This window comes from Escherichia sp. WS3063 (genome assembly GCF_046486595.1).
In the GTDB taxonomy this organism is placed as follows: Bacteria; Pseudomonadota; Gammaproteobacteria; order Enterobacterales; family Enterobacteriaceae; genus Escherichia; species Escherichia coli.
Genome location: NZ_JBJQKY010000027.1, coordinates 1 through 17,543, shown reverse-complemented (window position 1 = coordinate 17,543; position 17,543 = coordinate 1). Strand labels below are relative to the sequence as shown.

At 49.6% G+C, this 17,543-nt stretch carries 15 protein-coding genes; 8 read left to right on the top strand and 7 right to left on the bottom strand.

Annotation, left to right across the window (positions count from 1 at the left end; genetic code table 11):
- Positions 1-60: 60 nt before the first annotated feature.
- Complete coding sequence (malS, locus tag ACJHYW_RS20425; RefSeq protein WP_280740090.1) at positions 61-2,091, bottom strand: alpha-amylase; 2,031 nt, start codon at positions 2,089-2,091, stop codon at positions 61-63.
- 319 nt (positions 2,092-2,410) lie between these two features.
- Between malS and ACJHYW_RS20420 the strand changes: the two genes are divergently transcribed.
- Entirely contained in the window at positions 2,411-3,235 is an 825-nt protein-coding gene (locus ACJHYW_RS20420; protein WP_001297957.1) for a protein bax, read from the top strand.
- A gap of 107 nt (positions 3,236-3,342) precedes the next feature.
- On the opposite strand, the gene xylR is transcribed toward ACJHYW_RS20420, so the two are convergent.
- From xylR to xylF, 4 genes are all read right to left on the bottom strand, one after another.
- Positions 3,343-4,521: a D-xylose utilization transcriptional activator XylR gene (xylR, locus tag ACJHYW_RS20415; RefSeq protein WP_000494484.1), complete on the bottom strand. Its 1,179-nt coding sequence runs from the start codon at positions 4,519-4,521 to the stop codon at positions 3,343-3,345.
- Positions 4,522-4,598: 77 nt separating this feature from the next.
- The gene (gene xylH, locus ACJHYW_RS20410) at positions 4,599-5,780 is read right to left on the bottom strand and encodes a xylose ABC transporter permease XylH (RefSeq protein WP_000045978.1); all 1,182 of its coding nucleotides are present in this window, start codon (positions 5,778-5,780) and stop codon (positions 4,599-4,601) included.
- Complete coding sequence (gene xylG, locus ACJHYW_RS20405) at positions 5,758-7,299, bottom strand: D-xylose ABC transporter ATP-binding protein (protein ID WP_001146479.1); 1,542 nt, start codon at positions 7,297-7,299, stop codon at positions 5,758-5,760. Before xylG ends, xylH begins: the two co-directional genes overlap by 23 nt.
- A gap of 77 nt (positions 7,300-7,376) precedes the next feature.
- On the bottom strand, positions 7,377-8,369 hold the full coding sequence (gene xylF / locus ACJHYW_RS20400) for a D-xylose ABC transporter substrate-binding protein (protein WP_001300957.1): 993 nt from the start codon (positions 8,367-8,369) through the stop codon (positions 7,377-7,379).
- A gap of 365 nt (positions 8,370-8,734) precedes the next feature.
- Here xylF and xylA point away from each other — a divergent pair, with 365 nt between their 5' ends.
- From xylA to yiaA, 4 genes are all read left to right on the top strand, one after another.
- Positions 8,735-10,057 carry a xylose isomerase gene (xylA, locus tag ACJHYW_RS20395; protein WP_001149581.1) on the top strand — a complete coding sequence of 441 codons (1,323 nt, stop codon included), beginning with the start codon at positions 8,735-8,737 and terminating at the stop codon, positions 10,055-10,057.
- A 71-nt stretch (positions 10,058-10,128) separates the two neighbouring features.
- Positions 10,129-11,583, top strand: a complete 1,455-nt coding sequence (xylB, locus tag ACJHYW_RS20390; protein ID WP_000275347.1) for a xylulokinase — start codon at positions 10,129-10,131, stop codon at positions 11,581-11,583.
- Between the two features lie 168 nt (positions 11,584-11,751).
- Entirely contained in the window at positions 11,752-12,093 is a 342-nt protein-coding gene (yiaB, locus tag ACJHYW_RS20385; RefSeq protein ID WP_001361570.1) for an inner membrane protein YiaB, read from the top strand.
- A gap of 45 nt (positions 12,094-12,138) precedes the next feature.
- Positions 12,139-12,576 carry an inner membrane protein YiaA gene (gene yiaA / locus ACJHYW_RS20380; protein ID WP_001296808.1) on the top strand — a complete coding sequence of 146 codons (438 nt, stop codon included), beginning with the start codon at positions 12,139-12,141 and terminating at the stop codon, positions 12,574-12,576.
- Positions 12,577-12,617: 41 nt separating this feature from the next.
- Here the strand turns inward: yiaA and wecH are convergent, their stop codons facing one another.
- Positions 12,618-13,613 (bottom strand): O-acetyltransferase WecH, encoded by a 996-nt coding sequence (gene wecH, locus ACJHYW_RS20375; RefSeq protein ID WP_001182668.1) that lies wholly within the window; start codon positions 13,611-13,613, stop codon positions 12,618-12,620.
- 174 nt (positions 13,614-13,787) lie between these two features.
- Here wecH and ACJHYW_RS20370 point away from each other — a divergent pair, with 174 nt between their 5' ends.
- The 3 genes from ACJHYW_RS20370 to glyS all read left to right on the top strand — a co-directional run bounded on the left by ACJHYW_RS20370 (position 13,788) and on the right by glyS (position 17,181).
- A complete protein-coding gene (locus tag ACJHYW_RS20370) occupies positions 13,788-14,096 on the top strand; it encodes a YsaB family lipoprotein (protein ID WP_000980106.1) in 309 nt (102 codons plus the stop codon).
- Between the two features lie 94 nt (positions 14,097-14,190).
- Positions 14,191-15,102, top strand: coding sequence for a glycine--tRNA ligase subunit alpha (gene glyQ, locus ACJHYW_RS20365; RefSeq protein WP_001168544.1), 912 nt, complete (start codon positions 14,191-14,193; stop codon positions 15,100-15,102).
- Between the two features lie 9 nt (positions 15,103-15,111).
- Positions 15,112-17,181 carry a glycine--tRNA ligase subunit beta gene (glyS, locus tag ACJHYW_RS20360; protein ID WP_001291797.1) on the top strand — a complete coding sequence of 690 codons (2,070 nt, stop codon included), beginning with the start codon at positions 15,112-15,114 and terminating at the stop codon, positions 17,179-17,181.
- A 277-nt stretch (positions 17,182-17,458) separates the two neighbouring features.
- Here glyS and ACJHYW_RS20355 read toward each other — a convergent pair.
- The coding region (locus tag ACJHYW_RS20355) for an IS3 family transposase (RefSeq protein WP_088551278.1) at positions 17,459-17,543 on the bottom strand (85 nt) is incomplete at its 5' end.

The following is a 17,543-nucleotide window of genomic DNA, read 5'->3' as shown; positions in this document are numbered from 1 at the left end:
CTGACATTTTATCCTGGTTGGCGGCTTCCCGAGGTACTGACGAATGGGAAGCCGGAAAAGTCACTGTTGCCCAGCCCAGATGACCAGCACTTTATCGTCGCCATGCTCACGAACAAAGCCGTAGCCCTGCTTCAGCGAAAGTGTCGTTTGTTTGCCCTCGCCAATTGCGGGATGGCGGGCGCGGAACTGGCTGATTTTCTGCCAGTGCGTGACGCTGGCGGCAGATTTACCGCTAACATCCTGCCAGTTCATATCCGAACGCGTACCTTGCAGCGGATCCGAACCGGTGGGGCCGAACGGACGCGAGGATTCATCACCATAAAAGATTTGTACCGCGCCTGGCGCTAATAACAATAACTCTGCTGCTTTATTACCACCTTCGCGGAACAGGCGGGTATCATGCGATGAGAGGTAGCTCAACACGTTGAAATCCTGCAATTTCTCCGCCATTTGCTGCCAGGTAGTATCCATCTGCGCAAAACAATCGACTGCTTTCGCCGCCTGCTCCTGATAATCGAAATTGATCATCGTATCGAAGCCGTGGCGATAGTAGTCACTTTGCATCACGCCGTGGCCCCAGGCTTCACCGGTCATCCAGAAAGGTTTGTCATCTAATGCTTTGTCGGAGTTAGCTTTTTTCCATTCGCGAAGCGCGGCGCTGGCTTCGGTTTTCAGTTGCTGCCAGGCGGGCAACTCAACATGTTTGGCGGTGTCGACCCGAAAACCATCAATCCCATAGTCGCGAACCCACTGACTTAACCAGTGGGTTAAGTAATCGCGAGGGGTAAAGCTGTCGATGACTTTAGCGTGGGTATCCGTTTTGTTTTTATAGAACACCGGCAGACCAGAAGCGGTCGTTGATTCGGTTTTGATATCCGGCAAAAAGGCCAGCGACATAGTGAGATCGTCGAATCCAGGATTGTCGTAATCGCCGATATCGGTTCTGATCCAGTTTTTTCCCCACCATTTATCCCAGCCTGTTTTGTCGCTGAAATTAATGTAATCGTTAAAGCTATGCCAGGTTTGCCCGGCGGCAGGTTTCCAGTCGCTCCAGCGTTCACCCAGCGTTTTTTTCACTTCGTCACCAGAAAGATATAACGCGCCAAACTGAAACTCCTGCATATCCGCCAGTGTGGCATAACCGGTGTGGTTCATCACGACATCAAAGAGAATACGAATACCGCGCTGATGCGCGCTATCAACCAGTGTCCGTAGATCGGCTTCACTGCCCATATTGGCATCAAGATTCGTCCAGTCCTGTGTGTAATAACCGTGGTAGGCATAATGCGGGAAATCGCCTTTTGTACCGCCGCCGACCCAGCCGTGAATTTGCTCAAATGGGGCACTTATCCATAAAGCATTGACGCCCAGCTGCTGGAGGTAATCCAGTTTGTTGGTCAGGCCGCGTAAATCGCCGCCGTGAAAAGTGCCAATTTCTGCCATACCGTCTTTATGACGTCCGTAACTCTGGTCATTACTGGGATCGCCGTTTTCGAAACGATCTGTCAGCACAAAGTAAACCGTGGCGTTATGCCAGTCGAAAGGGGCAGAGGCGTCAGTTTCTGCCCGTTCCAGCAGGAGTAAACCGTTGCTGGTGGCAGCGGGTTGTAACGTTATTTGACCGTTCTTCACTATCGCAATTTGCTGGCTGTAATAATCCCGGACGGCGGCTCCCTCCGGAAAAGTGGCGCTGACATCCAGTGTGAGCGGTAATCCATCCCATTTCGGGCATTCACGGACCAGGCTTGCTACCGGTTCGACGGCGTTCTGGATGGAAATCATCAATGTTGGTGTACCGGAGCGGGTGTCTAGTTGCAGCGTATATTCGCCGTCCCTGAACAATCGCCATTGAGGCGGCGTGTTGCTACAAGGTTGCAGGGAAAGCATCTGATTGAGTTTTATCGCATCCGCAGGCTGCCAGCACTGTTGGTCAAAATTTAGCGTTAGTGGACGCGTACCTTTGGGCAACTGCGCGTGGCTGACAAATGTTCCCGTCCCCTGTTCGCTAAAGGTGGGAACCCCCGGAGAAGTCCAGCTGGCGGCAACGGCGAAGCCAGGAAGGAGTGTCAGAAAACAGGCGGCGAGTTTCATGGCGGATGAGTCCTTATTGCTGCGATTTCAGACAGTTTGCCAGCGATAAGCCAGACAAAACTCATCCCTGAGCGGTAAGTCCACAGGATGAGAAGCAAGGGTGAGCGATCGCGCGCAAAAAACGGCTGAATTTTGCGATAAACCCCACATTTTCTGCGATTTAGCGCCAATCTGAATCGTTAACTCGTGACATAGTTTCAGATTTGGACTATTCCTTGGGGTGCTCTTGACAGCTATTTTTGATATGATTTGAGATTCAACTCTCAAATTTGTGAAAAATATAAGGTGTTGGAATGATTAAATCCGACCAGGAGACCTGATGATTTTGACTCCCATACGACGATATGGGGCGATGATTCTTATGTTACTCACTCTGGTGTTTTCGAGTGAGGTGTTAGCGAAGACGCACACAACAACAGCGAGTCAAAAGTCCCACTTAACTAAAGCTAGTAATAAACAGGTAAGCAGTAAACAAGAGTATTCTCGCAATAGTGCAAAGAGTAGTTCACTTCCTGATTTGCGAAAATACCCTTCCGGAACACCAAGGAAAAAGGCGTTTCTCCGGACCGTAATGCCTTACATTACCAGCCAAAATGCAGCCATTACTGCGGAACGTAACTGGCTGATTTCAAAACAGTATCAGGGCCAATGGTCACCTGCTGAGCGTGCGCGTCTGAAAGACATCGCCAAACGCTACAAGGTGAAGTGGTCTGGTAATACGCGAAAAATCCCGTGGAATACCTTGCTTGAACGCGTAGACATTATCCCCACCAGTATGGTGGCGACGATGGCTGCAGCAGAAAGTGGTTGGGGAACGTCGAAGCTGGCGCGCAACAACAACAATCTGTTCGGCATGAAATGCATGAAAGGACGTTGTACTAATGCGCCGGGTAAAGTGAAGGGGTACTCACAGTTTAGTTCTGTCAAAGAATCGGTGAGCGCCTATGTCACTAACCTCAATACGCACCCGGCTTACTCTTCGTTCCGTAAATCGCGTGCACAACTGCGTAAAGCGGATCAGGAAGTGACTGCCACAGCGATGATTCACAAGCTGAAGGGCTACTCGACCAAAGGGAAGAGTTATAACAACTACCTGTTCGCAATGTACCAGGATAACCAACGGTTAATCGCGGCGCATATGTAATTGCATTTCCTCGAGCCTTATCCGACTTGTCAGGCGGATAAGGCTTTTGCTCGTATCGGGTGGTTGTGCTGAGTTACCTGATGCGACGCCGACAATTCTCATCATCGCTACAACATGACCTCGCTATTTACATCGCGATACTCTTTTGGCGTCGTGTCATATGCTTTTTTAAAAACAGAGTAGAAATATTGCAGCGATGGATAACCGCACATTTGCGATATCTCATTGATCGACAAGGTGGTTGAAATCAGCAGACTGCGCGCTTTCTCCAACTTCTCGGCATGAATCATTGCATGGATGGTTTCACCCACCTCTTCTTTAAAACGCTTCTCAAGATTGGAGCGTGATATGCCCACCGCATCCAGTACCTGATCCACTTTAATCCCTTTACAGGCGTGATTACGAATGTAATGCATGGCCTGAATAACGGCGGGATCGGTCAGCGAGCGGTAATCTGTTGAGCGCCGTTCAATGACGCGAACTGGTGGGACCAAAATCCGCTGTAGCGGCATTTCTTCTTTATCTAATAATCGATGCAACAGTTTTGCCGCCTGATAGCCCATTTGCCGCGCGCCCTGAGCGACCGAAGAAAGGGCGACACGCGACAGATAGCGGGTCAGTTCTTCGTTATCGATGCCAATCACGCATAATTTTTCCGGTACGGGAATGTGTAGATGTTCACATACTTGCAGAATATGCCGCGCCCGGGCGTCAGTAACGGCAATAATCCCGGTTTGCGGTGGCAGCGTTTGTAGCCAGTCTGCCAGCCGATTTTGCGCGTGTTGCCAGTTCTCTGGCGCGGTTTCTAACCCCTGATAAACCACTCCGCGATACTTTTCTTCGGCGACAAGCTGACGAAATGCATATTCGCGTTCAGTGGCCCAACGTTTACCGCTTGATTCCGGAAGACCATAAAAAGCAAAGCGGTTAACGCCTTTCTCTTTTAAATGCAAAAATGCGCTTTCAACCAGCGCATAGTTATCGGTGGCAATGTAATGAACGGGTGGGTAACTTTCGGCAAGGTGATACGAGCCACCAACCCCAACAATGGGGACGTCGACATCAGCCAGCGCTTGCTCGATTTGTTTGTCGTCGAAGTCGGCAATGACGCCATCTCCTAACCAGTCCTTGATTTTATCAATGCGGGCGCGGAAATCTTCTTCAATGAAAATATCCCATTCCGATTGTGACGCCTGTAAATATTCCCCTACGCCTTCTACTACCTGCCGGTCATAGGCTTTATTGGCATTGAACAGTAATGTGATGCGGTGACGTTTAGTAAACATGGTTCTTTTCCTGCTGAATCATGCAAAAACTCAAAACCGGTAATACGTTACCGGCTTTGAGAAAATTTTTATCAAAATCAAGAACGGCGTTTGGTTGCGGAGTCCATCCATACTGCCAGCAACAGAATCGCACCTTTAACGATATACTGCCAGAAGGTCGGTACATCCATCATACTCATGCCGTTATCCAGTGAAGCCATGATGAATGCCCCCATTACCGCTCCAGCCACGCTCCCGACGCCGCCTGCCAGACTGGTGCCGCCAATCACGCATGCTGCAATTGCGTCCAGCTCGGCGATATTCCCCGCAGAAGGTGAACCAGCGCCAAGTCGAGAACTGAGGATTAATCCGGCGATAGCGACCATTAATCCGTTAATAGCGAACACGGCAAGTTTGGTGCGTTCAACGTTAATCCCGGAGAGACGTGCTGCTTCCAGATTGCCGCCGATGGCATAAATGCGTCGTCCAAATGCCGTCCGCGTTGCCATAAACATTCCGCCGAGTAACAGCAACGTCAGCAGCAGAACAGGAGTGGGAACGCCACGGTAATCATTCAACAGCCAGATTGCGCCTAATACGATGATAGCGGTTAAAGCCTGGCGACCGACTACTGCGGTAGAGGCCGGAGACTGCAAACCCAAAGCCTGACGGCGCATTCTTCCGCGCCATTGCCAGCCAACAAAAGCCATTAAGCCAAGCGCGCCAATGATGAAGCCGGTGCTGGCAGGTAGATAGCTTTGCCCAATTTGTGACATCGCGGCGCTGGTGGGGGATACAGTCGTGCCGTTGGTGATGCCAATGAGTATGCCGCGAAATGCCAACATGCCCGCGAGGGTGACAATAAATGAAGGGACTTTACGGTACGCGACCCACCATCCGTTCCAGGCACCGAGAAGCAGTCCCAGAACCAAAGTCACAATGATGGTCAGTGGCAAAGGCCAGCCTAACCAGACGTCACAAATCGCCGCGACGCCACCTAACAGCCCCATCATTGAGCCGACGGAAAGGTCGATTTCAGCAGAAATTATGACGAACACCATTCCTACCGCGAGGATGCCGGTAATCGCGGTTTGGCGTAACAGGTTGGAGACGTTACGGGCGCTTAAGTAGGCACCATCGGTGGTCCAGGTAAAGAACAGCATGATTGCGATGATAGCTGCAATCATCACGAAGACCTGCAAATTCAGTGATTTCAGCCCGGAAAAGCCACCGGATGTCGGTACGGCTAATTTCACTTCAGACGGATTGCTTTTCGACATGATGTTCGCTCCTCAATGCGGCTTCCATCACCTGCTCCTGAGTCAGGTTATGATTTATCAGGTTGGCTTTTAGTTTCCCTTCATGCATCACCAGTACACGATCGCTAAGGCCGAGCACTTCAGGTAATTCGGAAGAGATGACAATAACGGCAATACCCTGCTGGACGAGTTGGTTAATTAATTTGTAGATCTCATATTTCGCGCCAATATCGATACCCCTGGTAGGTTCATCAAGAATGAGAATGCGCGGGTTGAGTAACAGACAGCGAGCGAGGATCGCTTTTTGCTGATTGCCGCCGCTCAAACGTCCAATAGCAAGGTCGGGGGACGACGTTTTAACTTTGAGTTGCTGGATTGATTCCAGAATACATTTTTGCTCTGCCGCGTCATCAAGCTGGCTAATGCCACCGGTAAATTTATTGAGTGCGGCGAGGGTAATATTTTTACCAACCGCCATTACCGGAACGATGCCGTCGCGCTTTCTGTCTTCGGGGACCATCGCAATCCCCTGGGCGATGGCTTGCTGACAGTTACGAATATCTACCTGTTTGCCATCAATATAAATTTTTCCTTCCCATTGTCCGGGCCACACGCCAAACAGGCACTGAATGGTCTCGGTACGTCCGGCACCAACGAGTCCGGCAATACCCAGTATTTCGCCACGTTTCAGGGAAAACGAGACATCATTAACTCGTTTAATATGACGATTAACCGGATGCCATGCCGTCAGATGTTCAATACGTAATATTTCATCTCCGGTGGTATGTGGTTCATTAGGGTAAAGCGCGGTTAACTCTCGCCCGACCATCATGGTGATAATATCGTCTTCACTCATTCCGGCAGCATCACGCGTACCAATGTGCTGTCCGTCGCGAATAACGCAAATCGTATCGGAAATCGCTTTGACTTCGTTGAGTTTGTGCGAAATATAAATACAGGCGATACCGTGCTGTTGTAGATCGCGAATAATATCCAGTAAAACCGACGTTTCCTGCTCAGTTAATGAGGCTGTCGGTTCATCGAGAATTAACAAGCGCACCTGTTTATTAAGTGCCTTGGCAATTTCAACCAGTTGTTGTTGCCCAAGCCCTAAATCGCCAACGCGGGTATCAGGTGAAATGGATAAACTGACCTGTGCGAGCAGCTTCTGACAGCGTAGCGTCATCAGGTCATAATCCATAATGCCATTGTGGGTTATTTCGTTACCCAGGAAGATATTTTCCAGCACGGTCAATTCTTTCACCAGGGCCAATTCCTGGTGAATGATGGCGATACCTTTGCGTTCGGTATCGCGGATGTGACTCGCCTGAATCTCTTCTCCCGCAAAAATAATTTCGCCTTCGTAGGAGCCATGGGGATAAATACCACACAGCACTTTCATCAGCGTTGATTTACCAGACCCATTTTCCCCACAAAGTGAGACGATTTCGCCAGCATTCAACCGCAAGCAGACGTTATCAATCGCCTTCACACTGCCGAAGGTTTTGGTAATGTTCTTCATTTCAAGTAGATAAGGCATAACGACTCCACCTAAGCCAATTCATTCACGCGGCATGGAGAGAAATCACGCCCCCGCTCCGCGCCGGGGCGTAACGCTTACAGCTCGCTCTCTTTGTGGAATCCGTCTTTAATTACCGTATCTTTGATGTTGTTTTTATTCACATCGATCGGTGTCAGGAGGCGGGAGGGGACATCTTTCAGGCCATTATTCAGTGAGGTATCTGCTTTTGGCTCCTGACCATTGCCCAATTCAACGGCAATTTCTGCGGCAGTATTTGCCAGCAATGTAATAGGTTTATACACCGTCATAGTTTGCGTACCGGCAGCAATACGTTTAATACCTGCGAGATCCGCATCCTGGCCGGAAATTGCTACTTTCCCTGATAAACCTTGCGCGCTTAATGCCTGAATTGCCCCACCTGCGGTGGCATCGTTTGAGGCAACTACAGCATCAATTTTGTTATTATTGGCGGTTAGCGCGTTTTCCATAATTTTCAATGCGTTTTCCGGTAACCAGCCATCAACCCATTGGTCACCAACGACTTTAATTTTTCCGGAATCAACGTAAGGTTTTAACACTTTCATTTGTCCGGCGCGGAACAGCTTGGCGTTGTTATCTACCGGCGAGCCGCCCATCAGGAAGTAATTACCTTGCGGAACAATATCGACCAGGGCTTTTGCCTGCAGTTCACCGACTTTTTCGTTATCGAAAGAAATATAAAAATCGATATCCGCATCGTTAATCATACGGTCGTAAGCTAATACTTTAATACCTTCTTGTTTGGCTTCTTTTACAACGTTACTTAATACCTGGCCGTTATACGGAATAATGACAAGAACATCGACACCCCGGTTAATCATGTTTTCAATCTGCGACATTTGTGTTTCTTCATTGCCATTTGCAGACTGTACAAATACTTTCGCACCGAGAGATTCTGCCTTTTTCACAAAAATATCTCGATCTTTTTGCCAGCGTTCAAGACGGAGATCATCAATCGCCATACCTATTTTGACTTCTTTGGCGTGTGCCGCAACGTTGGTAAGCAGAAGTGAGGTGCAAAGGGTGAGTAGAATGTTCTTTATTTTCATGGTGTAGGGCCTTCTGTAGTTAGAGGACAGCTTTAATAAGTAACAATCACCGCGATAAACGTAACCAATTTTTAGCAACTAAACAGGGGAAAACAATTACAGATTTTTATCTTTCGATTACGATTTTTGGTTTATTTCTTGATTTATGACCGAGATCTTACTTTTGTTGCGCAATTGTACTTATTGCATTTTTATCTTCGAGGAATTACCCAGTTTCATCATCCCATTTTATTTTGCGAGCGAGCGCACACTTGTGAATTATCTCAATAGCAGTGTGAAATAACATAATTGAGCAACTGAAAGGGAGTGCCCAATATTACGACATCATCCATCACCCGCGGCATTACCTGATTATGGAGTTCAATATGCAAGCCTATTTTGACCAGCTCGATCGCGTTCGTTATGAAGGCTCAAAATCCTCAAACCCGTTAGCATTCCGTCACTACAATCCCGACGAACTGGTGTTGGGTAAGCGTATGGAAGAGCACTTGCGTTTTGCCGCCTGCTACTGGCACACCTTCTGCTGGAACGGGGCGGACATGTTTGGTGTGGGGGCGTTTAATCGTCCGTGGCAGCAGCCTGGTGAGGCACTGGCGTTGGCGAAGCGTAAAGCAGATGTCGCATTTGAGTTTTTCCACAAGTTACATGTGCCATTTTATTGCTTCCACGATGTGGATGTTTCCCCTGAGGGCGCGTCGTTAAAAGAGTACATCAATAATTTTGCGCAAATGGTTGATGTCCTGGCAGCCAAGCAAGAAGAGAGCGGCGTGAAGCTGCTGTGGGGAACCGCTAACTGCTTTACAAACCCTCGCTATGGCGCGGGTGCGGCGACGAACCCAGATCCTGAAGTCTTCAGTTGGGCGGCAACGCAAGTTGTTACAGCGATGGAAGCAACCCATAAATTGGGCGGTGAAAACTATGTCCTGTGGGGCGGTCGTGAAGGTTACGAAACGCTGTTAAATACCGACTTGCGTCAGGAGCGTGAACAGCTGGGCCGCTTTATGCAGATGGTGGTTGAGCATAAACATAAAATCGGTTTCCAGGGTACGTTGCTTATCGAACCGAAACCGCAAGAACCGACCAAACATCAATATGATTACGATGCTGCGACGGTCTATGGCTTCCTGAAACAGTTTGGTCTGGAAAAAGAGATTAAACTGAATATTGAAGCTAACCACGCGACGCTGGCAGGTCACTCTTTCCATCATGAAATAGCCACCGCCATTGCGCTTGGCCTGTTCGGTTCTGTCGACGCCAACCGTGGCGATGCGCAACTGGGCTGGGACACCGACCAGTTCCCGAACAGTGTGGAAGAGAATGCGCTGGTGATGTATGAAATTCTCAAAGCAGGCGGTTTCACCACCGGTGGTCTGAACTTCGATGCCAAAGTACGTCGTCAAAGTACTGATAAATATGATCTGTTTTACGGTCATATCGGCGCGATGGATACGATGGCGTTGGCGCTGAAAATTGCAGCGCGCATGATTGAAGATGGCGAGCTGGATAAACGCATCGCGCAGCGTTATTCCGGCTGGAATAGCGAATTAGGCCAGCAAATCCTGAAAGGCCAAATGTCACTGGCAGATTTAGCCAAATATGCTCAGGAACATAATTTGTCTCCGGTGCATCAGAGTGGTCGCCAGGAGCAACTGGAAAATCTGGTAAATCATTATCTGTTCGACAAATAACGGCTAACTGTGCAGTCCGTTGGCCCGGTTATCAGTAGCGATACCGGGCATTTTTTTAAGGAACGATCGATATGTATATCGGGATAGATCTTGGCACCTCGGGCGTAAAAGTTATTTTGCTCAATGAGCAGGGTGAGGTGGTTGCTGCGCAAACGGAAAAGCTGACCGTTTCGCGCCCGCATCCACTCTGGTCGGAACAAGACCCGGAACAGTGGTGGCAGGCAACTGATCGCGCAATGAAAGCTCTGGGCGTTCAGCATTCTCTGCAAGACGTTAAAGCATTAGGTATTGCCGGACAGATGCACGGTGCAACCTTACTGGATGCCCAGCAACGGGTATTACGCCCTGCCATTTTGTGGAACGACGGGCGCTGTGCGCAAGAGTGCACTTTGCTGGAAGCGCGAGTTCCGCAATCACGGGTGATTACCGGTAACCTGATGATGCCCGGATTTACTGCGCCTAAATTGCTATGGGTTCAGCGGCATGAGCCGGAGATATTCCGTCAAATCGATAAAGTATTATTACCGAAAGATTACTTGCGTCTGCGTATGACGGGGGAGTTTGCCAGCGATATGTCTGACGCAGCTGGCACTATGTGGCTGGATGTCGCAAAGCGTGACTGGAGCGATCTCATGCTGCAGGCTTGCCACTTATCTCGTGACCAGATGCCCGCATTATACGAAGGCAGCGAAATTACTGGTGCTTTGCTACCTGAAGTTGCGAAAGCGTGGGGTATGGCGGCGGTGCCTGTTGTCGCAGGCGGTGGCGATAATGCAGCTGGTGCGATTGGTGTGGGAATGGTTGATGCTAATCAGGCAATGTTATCGCTGGGGACGTCGGGGGTCTATTTTGCTGTCAGCGAAGGATTCTTAAGCAAGCCAGAAAGCGCCGTACACAGCTTTTGCCATGCGCTCCCGCAGCGTTGGCATTTAATGTCTGTGATGCTGAGTGCGGCTTCTTGCCTGGATTGGGCCGCAAAATTAACCGGTCTGAGCAATGTTCCAGCTTTAATCGCGGCTGCTCAACAGGCTGATGAAAGTGCCGAGCCAGTTTGGTTTCTGCCTTATCTTTCCGGCGAGCGTACACCACACAATAATCCCCAGGCGAAAGGGGTTTTCTTTGGTTTGACTCATCAACATGGCCCCAATGAACTGGCGCGAGCAGTGCTGGAAGGCGTGGGTTACGCACTGGCAGATGGCATGGATGTCGTGCATGCCTGCGGCATTAAACCGCAAAGTGTTACGTTGATTGGTGGCGGGGCGCGTAGTGAGTACTGGCGTCAAATGCTGGCGGACATCAGCGGTCAGCAGCTCGATTACCGCACAGGGGGAGATGTGGGGCCAGCACTGGGCGCAGCAAGGCTGGCGCAGATTGCGGCGAATCCAGAGAAATCGCTCATTGAGTTGTTGCCACAACTACCGTTAGAACAGTCGCATCTACCAGATGCGCAGCGTTATGCCGCTTATCAGCCACGACGAGAAACGTTCCGTCGCCTCTATCAGCAACTTCTGCCATTAATGGCGTAAACGTTATCCCCTGCCTGACCGGGTGGGGGATAATTCACATCTATATATCTCAGTAATTAATTAATATTTAGTATGAATTTATTCTGAAAATCATTTGTTAATGGCATTTTTCAGTTTTGTCTTTCGTTGGTTACTCGTAATGTATCGCTGGTAGATATGGAGATCGTTATGAAAACCTCAAAGACTGTGGCAAAACTATTATTTGTTGTCGGGGCGCTGGTTTATCTGCTTGGGCTATGGATCTCATGCCCATTGTTAAGTGGCAAAGGCTATTTTCTTGGCGTGTTAATGACAGCAACTTTTGGCAATTATGCATATCTTCGCGCAGAAAAACTCGGGCAACTGGATGATTTTTTTATCCGCGTCTGCCAGTTGCTGGCGTTAATCACTATCGGTCTCTTGTTTATCGGTGTTTTAAACGCACCTATCAATGCTTATGAAATGGTGATTTATCCCATCGCCTTTTTTGTCTGCTTGTTTGGTCAAATGCGTTTGTTTCGCTCGGCATGAGCAACATAAACCTCTTACACATTCAGGAATGAAAGGAATACTGTGATGGACAACAAAATATCAACCTATTCACCGGCCTTTAGTATTGTGTCATGGATAGCTCTCGTTGGTGGTATCGTTACCTATCTGTTAGGGCTATGGAATGCAGAGATGCAGTTAAATGAAAAAGGATATTATTTTGCCGTACTGGTATTAGGACTGTTTTCTGCGGCGTCTTATCAAAAGACCGTTCGGGACAAGTATGAAGGCATACCGACCACCTCCATTTATTATATGACCTGCCTGACTGTCTTTATTATCTCTGTTGCGTTACTGATGGTAGGTCTGTGGAATGCGACGTTATTACTCAGCGAGAAAGGTTTTTATGGACTGGCTTTCTTCTTAAGCTTGTTTGGTGCAGTAGCGGTGCAGAAGAATATTCGTGATGCCGGAATAAACCCACCAAAAGAAACACAGGTTACCCAGGAAGAATACAGCGAATAATTCACATAAGCCCGGTCAGTCCAATGTGACCGGGCTTTTATTTAACTCACTAGTCTGTTTCTGTCGATTCGTTGTACCAGCATAGAAAGTAACAAACTCGCTGCCAACGTCGCGCAAAAGATCCAAATAATATCGAGTATTGGCCAGTTTTTAAGCTCAATCCCCCGGGTACGCAGCGCATGGATAATCAATGCATGGAACCCGTATATACCTAAAGAATGGCGTGATATCAGCCTAAGCCCGGGAACAGTGTGTGTATCCAGCGTGTTTTTAACCAGAGTCAATAGCGTGATTGCGCAGATAAAAACCATCGGCCCACAGTAAAGATACCAGGTATCGGCAAAATTTCCGCGCCACTGCAATTCATATAATGTCCCGCGAGAGATAATAAATACCCCCGTCGCAAACAGTGCGGCGCACACCCACGACAGTGCTTTATGCTGTGTGTCCATCATCCCTATAGCGCGGCCCAACATGCCATACAGGATGTAGTAAAAAGTATCGCCATTGATATATAAGTTAATTGGCAGCCATTCAAAACCGTCAATTTTCTGCGGCACTGTGTTTGGGTTAGCGATAATGCCAATCACCACCATTAGCACCAGCAACATTTTTCCGCCGACGTTCTTCACCTGAATCAGCGGTGAAACCAGATAAATCACCGCAATCGCGAAGAAAAACCACAAGTGGTAAAACACTGGCTTTTGCAGCAGGTTTTTCAGCGCTAACTCCATATTGATGGAGGTAAACAGCGCAATGTAGAGCAGCGCAACAGTGCTATAAAACAGCAGGCATAAGCCGATGCGCAAGAAATGGCGCGGCTGGGCGCTGCGTTCGCCAAAAAAGAGATAGCCGGAAATCATGAAAAATAGCGGCACGCTGACACGAGAGGCAGAATTCAGAACATTGGCGATATCCCATGTGACGGGGCTAACACTATGAGCATTGGTCACATACCAGGTAGTGGTGTGAATCATCACCACCATTAAACACGCTATCCCTCGCAGGTTATCAATCCAGTAAATTTTGGGCTGCATCTGTGTCTCTGTATCTGGTTAAAAAAAGTCTGACCGATAAATCATTCGGTTGGCGCACTGGAATAATCTGAGTTTTATCACTACAGCTTATAGAGGCTTAAGGAAATTCGTAAGATATCAGCCACTATACCGATATAAATAATAAGACTCACCTGCAAACCAGACGGTAATTTAATGATGATGAACGCTTTCTTTCCGGCAATGGCGCTTATGGTGCTTATGGCGCTAGTGGGTTGTTCTACACCGCCACCCGTGCAGAAAGCACAACGGGTAAAGGTTGATCCTCTGCGTTCGTTGAATATGGAAGGGCTATGCAAAGATCAGGCGGCAAAACGCTATAATACAGGTGCGCAAAAAATCGACGTCACCGCATTTGAACAGTTTCAGGGGAGCTACGAAATGCGCGGTTATACCTTCCGTAAAGAGCAGTTTGTCTGTTCTTTTGACGCAGATGGCCATTTTTTGCATCTTTCCATGCGTTAAGCCCTGCTTTTTCCCGTTTCGTACTGTATATCTTCCATCCAGCGGGTATACTGATCCCTTCCTTTAAATCCACACGTATCCAGCACGAAATAATATGCAAAAGTTTGATACCAGGACCTTCCAGGGCTTGATCCTGACCTTACAGGATTACTGGGCTCGCCAGGGCTGCACCATTGTTCAACCATTGGACATGGAAGTCGGCGCGGGAACCTCTCACCCAATGACCTGTCTGCGCGCGCTGGGGCCAGAACCGATGGCGGCTGCTTATGTTCAGCCTTCTCGTCGCCCGACCGATGGTCGCTACGGCGAAAACCCCAACCGTTTACAGCACTACTATCAGTTCCAGGTGGTCATTAAGCCATCGCCGGACAATATTCAGGAGCTGTACCTTGGTTCTCTGAAAGAGCTGGGCATGGACCCGACCATCCACGACATCCGTTTCGTGGAAGATAACTGGGAAAACCCGACGCTGGGTGCCTGGGGGCTGGGCTGGGAAGTGTGGCTGAACGGCATGGAAGTGACGCAGTTCACTTACTTCCAGCAGGTTGGTGGTCTGGAGTGTAAACCGGTTACCGGCGAGATCACCTACGGTCTGGAACGTCTGGCAATGTACATTCAGGGCGTAGACAGCGTTTACGACCTGGTCTGGAGCGACGGCCCGCTGGGTAAAACCACCTACGGCGACGTGTTCCATCAGAACGAAGTGGAGCAGTCCACTTACAACTTCGAATACGCGGATGTGGACTTCTTGTTCACCTGCTTCGAGCAGTACGAGAAAGAAGCGCAGCAGTTGCTGGCGCTGGAAAATCCGCTGCCGCTGCCAGCCTACGAGCGTATTCTGAAAGCCGCCCACAGCTTCAACCTGCTGGATGCGCGTAAAGCCATCTCCGTCACCGAGCGTCAGCGCTACATTCTGCGCATTCGCACCCTGACCAAAGCAGTGGCAGAAGCATACTACGCTTCCCGTGAAGCCCTCGGCTTCCCGATGTGCAACAAAGATAAGTAAGAGGCGGCTATGTCTGAGAAAACTTTTCTGGTGGAAATCGGCACTGAAGAGCTGCCACCAAAAGCACTACGCAGCCTGGCTGAGTCCTTTGCTGCGAACTTTACTGCGGAGCTGGATAACGCTGGCCTCGCACACGGCACCGTTCAATGGTTTGCGGCTCCACGTCGTCTGGCGCTGAAAGTGGCTAACCTGGCGGAAGCGCAACCGGATCGTGAAATCGAAAAACGCGGCCCGGCGATTGCTCAGGCGTTCGACGCTGAAGGCAAACCGAGCAAAGCGGCAGAAGGCTGGGCGCGTGGTTGCGGTATTACCGTAGACCAAGCTGAGCGTCTGACTACCGATAAAGGTGAATGGCTGCTGTATCGCGCCCACGTGAAGGGCGAAAGCACCGAAGCACTGCTGCCGAATATGGTTGCGACTTCGCTGGCGAAACTGCCGATCCCGAAACTGATGCGCTGGGGCGCGTCTGACGTACACTTCGTGCGTCCGGTTCACACCGTGACCCTGCTGCTGGGCGACAAAGTTATTCCGGCTACCATTCTGGGTATTCAGTCCGATCGCGTGATTCGCGGCCACCGCTTTATGGGCGAGTCGGAATTCACTATCGACAATGCCGATCAGTATCCGGAAATTCTGCGTGAGCGCGGGAAAGTCATCGCCGATTACGAAGAACGTAAGGCGAAGATTAAAGCCGATGCTGAAGAAGCAGCACGTAAGATTGGCGGTAACGCTGATTTAAGCGAAAGCCTGCTGGAAGAAGTGGCTTCGCTGGTGGAGTGGCCGGTCGTTCTGACCGCGAAATTCGAAGAGAAATTCCTCGCGGTGCCGTCTGAAGCACTGGTTTACACCATGAAAGGTGACCAGAAGTACTTCCCGGTGTATGCGAACGACGGCAAACTGCTGCCGAACTTTATCTTCGTTGCCAACATCGAATCGAAAGATCCGCAGCAGATTATCTCCGGTAACGAGAAAGTCGTTCGTCCACGTCTGGCGGATGCCGAGTTCTTCTTCAATACCGACCGTAAAAAACGTCTTGAAGATAACCTGCCGCGCCTGCAAACCGTGCTGTTCCAGCAACAGCTGGGTACGCTGCGCGACAAAACTGACCGCATCCAGGCGCTGGCTGGCTGGATTGCTGAACAGATTGGCGCTGACGTTAACCACGCAACCCGTGCGGGCCTGCTGTCCAAGTGCGACCTGATGACCAACATGGTCTTCGAGTTCACCGACACCCAGGGCGTTATGGGGATGCACTACGCGCGTCACGATGGCGAAGCGGAAGATGTTGCCGTGGCGCTGAACGAGCAGTATCAGCCGCGCTTTGCCGGTGATGACCTGCCGTCTAACCCGGTAGCCTGTGCGCTGGCGATTGCTGACAAGATGGATACTCTGGCGGGTATCTTCGGTATCGGCCAGCATCCGAAAGGCGACAAAGACCCGTTTGCGTTGCGTCGTGCCGCACTTGGAGTGCTGCGTATTATCGTTGAGAAGAACCTCAATCTTGACCTGCAAACCCTGACCGAAGAAGCAGTGCGTCTGTATGGCGATAAGCTGACTAATGCCAACGTGGTTGATGATGTTATCGACTTTATGCTCGGTCGCTTCCGCGCCTGGTATCAGGACGAAGGTTACACCGTTGACACCATCCAGGCGGTACTGGCGCGTCGTCCGACTCGTCCGGCTGATTTCGATGCCCGAATGAAAGCGGTATCGCACTTCCGTACCCTGGATGCAGCTGCAGCACTGGCGGCGGCGAACAAGCGTGTATCTAACATTCTGGCGAAATCTGACGAAGTGCTGAGCGACCGCGTGAATGCCTCTACTCTGAAAGAGCCGGAAGAAATTAAACTGGCGATGCAGGTTGTGGTGCTACGTGACAAGCTAGAGCCGTACTTTGCTGAAGGTCGTTACCAGGATGCGCTGGTCGAACTGGCTGAGCTGCGTGAACCGGTTGATGCCTTCTTCGATAAAGTGATGGTCATGGTTGATGACAAAGAATTGCGAATCAACCGTCTTACCATGCTGGAGAAACTGCGCGAATTATTCCTGCGAGTTGCGGATATTTCGCTGTTACAGTAATAACGCCGTTATTAAAAAGCCTGCCATCTGGCAGGCTTTTTTATCGCTAAATAATAGAGCAACCTTTAATAATCTTCTGCTGAATAAAGATTGTCTCATATATTAATTTTATGAGATTTTTTTAGGATTATATCAAGGAGAAGAAACGAACTTATTAAGCTAGAATAGCTGCGGGTGCTTGAGACTGTTTGTCTCAGGTATTCACCGAAAGGCAGACAGAGAAAAGCCCCACCTGACTATAAATCAAAGTGTGTACTGACCCCAGAAAGTTGGACAGTTAAACACGAGGCATATAGGTCTGATTCCGATATTCAATTGGAGTCAGACCTTTTAATTTCAGGCTAATTCTTCTGCTGTTGTAG

Excerpts from the sequence above, each read along its gene's own strand:
- xylG (WP_001146479.1), bottom strand. The coding sequence starts at position 7,299 with ATGCCTTATCTACTTGAAATGAAGAACATTACCAAAACCTTCGGCAGT.
- glyQ (WP_001168544.1), top strand. The coding sequence starts at position 14,191 with ATGCAAAAGTTTGATACCAGGACCTTCCAGGGCTTGATCCTGACCTTA.
- malS (WP_280740090.1), bottom strand. The coding sequence starts at position 2,091 with ATGAAACTCGCCGCCTGTTTTCTGACACTCCTTCCTGGCTTCGCCGTT.
- wecH (WP_001182668.1), bottom strand. The coding sequence starts at position 13,613 with ATGCAGCCCAAAATTTACTGGATTGATAACCTGCGAGGGATAGCGTGT.
- glyS (WP_001291797.1), top strand. The coding sequence starts at position 15,112 with ATGTCTGAGAAAACTTTTCTGGTGGAAATCGGCACTGAAGAGCTGCCA.
- xylA (WP_001149581.1), top strand. The coding sequence starts at position 8,735 with ATGCAAGCCTATTTTGACCAGCTCGATCGCGTTCGTTATGAAGGCTCA.
- xylH (WP_000045978.1), bottom strand. The coding sequence starts at position 5,780 with ATGTCGAAAAGCAATCCGTCTGAAGTGAAATTAGCCGTACCGACATCC.
- ACJHYW_RS20370 (WP_000980106.1), top strand. The coding sequence starts at position 13,788 with ATGATGATGAACGCTTTCTTTCCGGCAATGGCGCTTATGGTGCTTATG.
- xylR (WP_000494484.1), bottom strand. The coding sequence starts at position 4,521 with ATGTTTACTAAACGTCACCGCATCACATTACTGTTCAATGCCAATAAA.
- yiaB (WP_001361570.1), top strand. The coding sequence starts at position 11,752 with ATGAAAACCTCAAAGACTGTGGCAAAACTATTATTTGTTGTCGGGGCG.
- xylF (WP_001300957.1), bottom strand. The coding sequence starts at position 8,369 with ATGAAAATAAAGAACATTCTACTCACCCTTTGCACCTCACTTCTGCTT.
- ACJHYW_RS20420 (WP_001297957.1), top strand. The coding sequence starts at position 2,411 with ATGATTTTGACTCCCATACGACGATATGGGGCGATGATTCTTATGTTA.
- xylB (WP_000275347.1), top strand. The coding sequence starts at position 10,129 with ATGTATATCGGGATAGATCTTGGCACCTCGGGCGTAAAAGTTATTTTG.
- yiaA (WP_001296808.1), top strand. The coding sequence starts at position 12,139 with ATGGACAACAAAATATCAACCTATTCACCGGCCTTTAGTATTGTGTCA.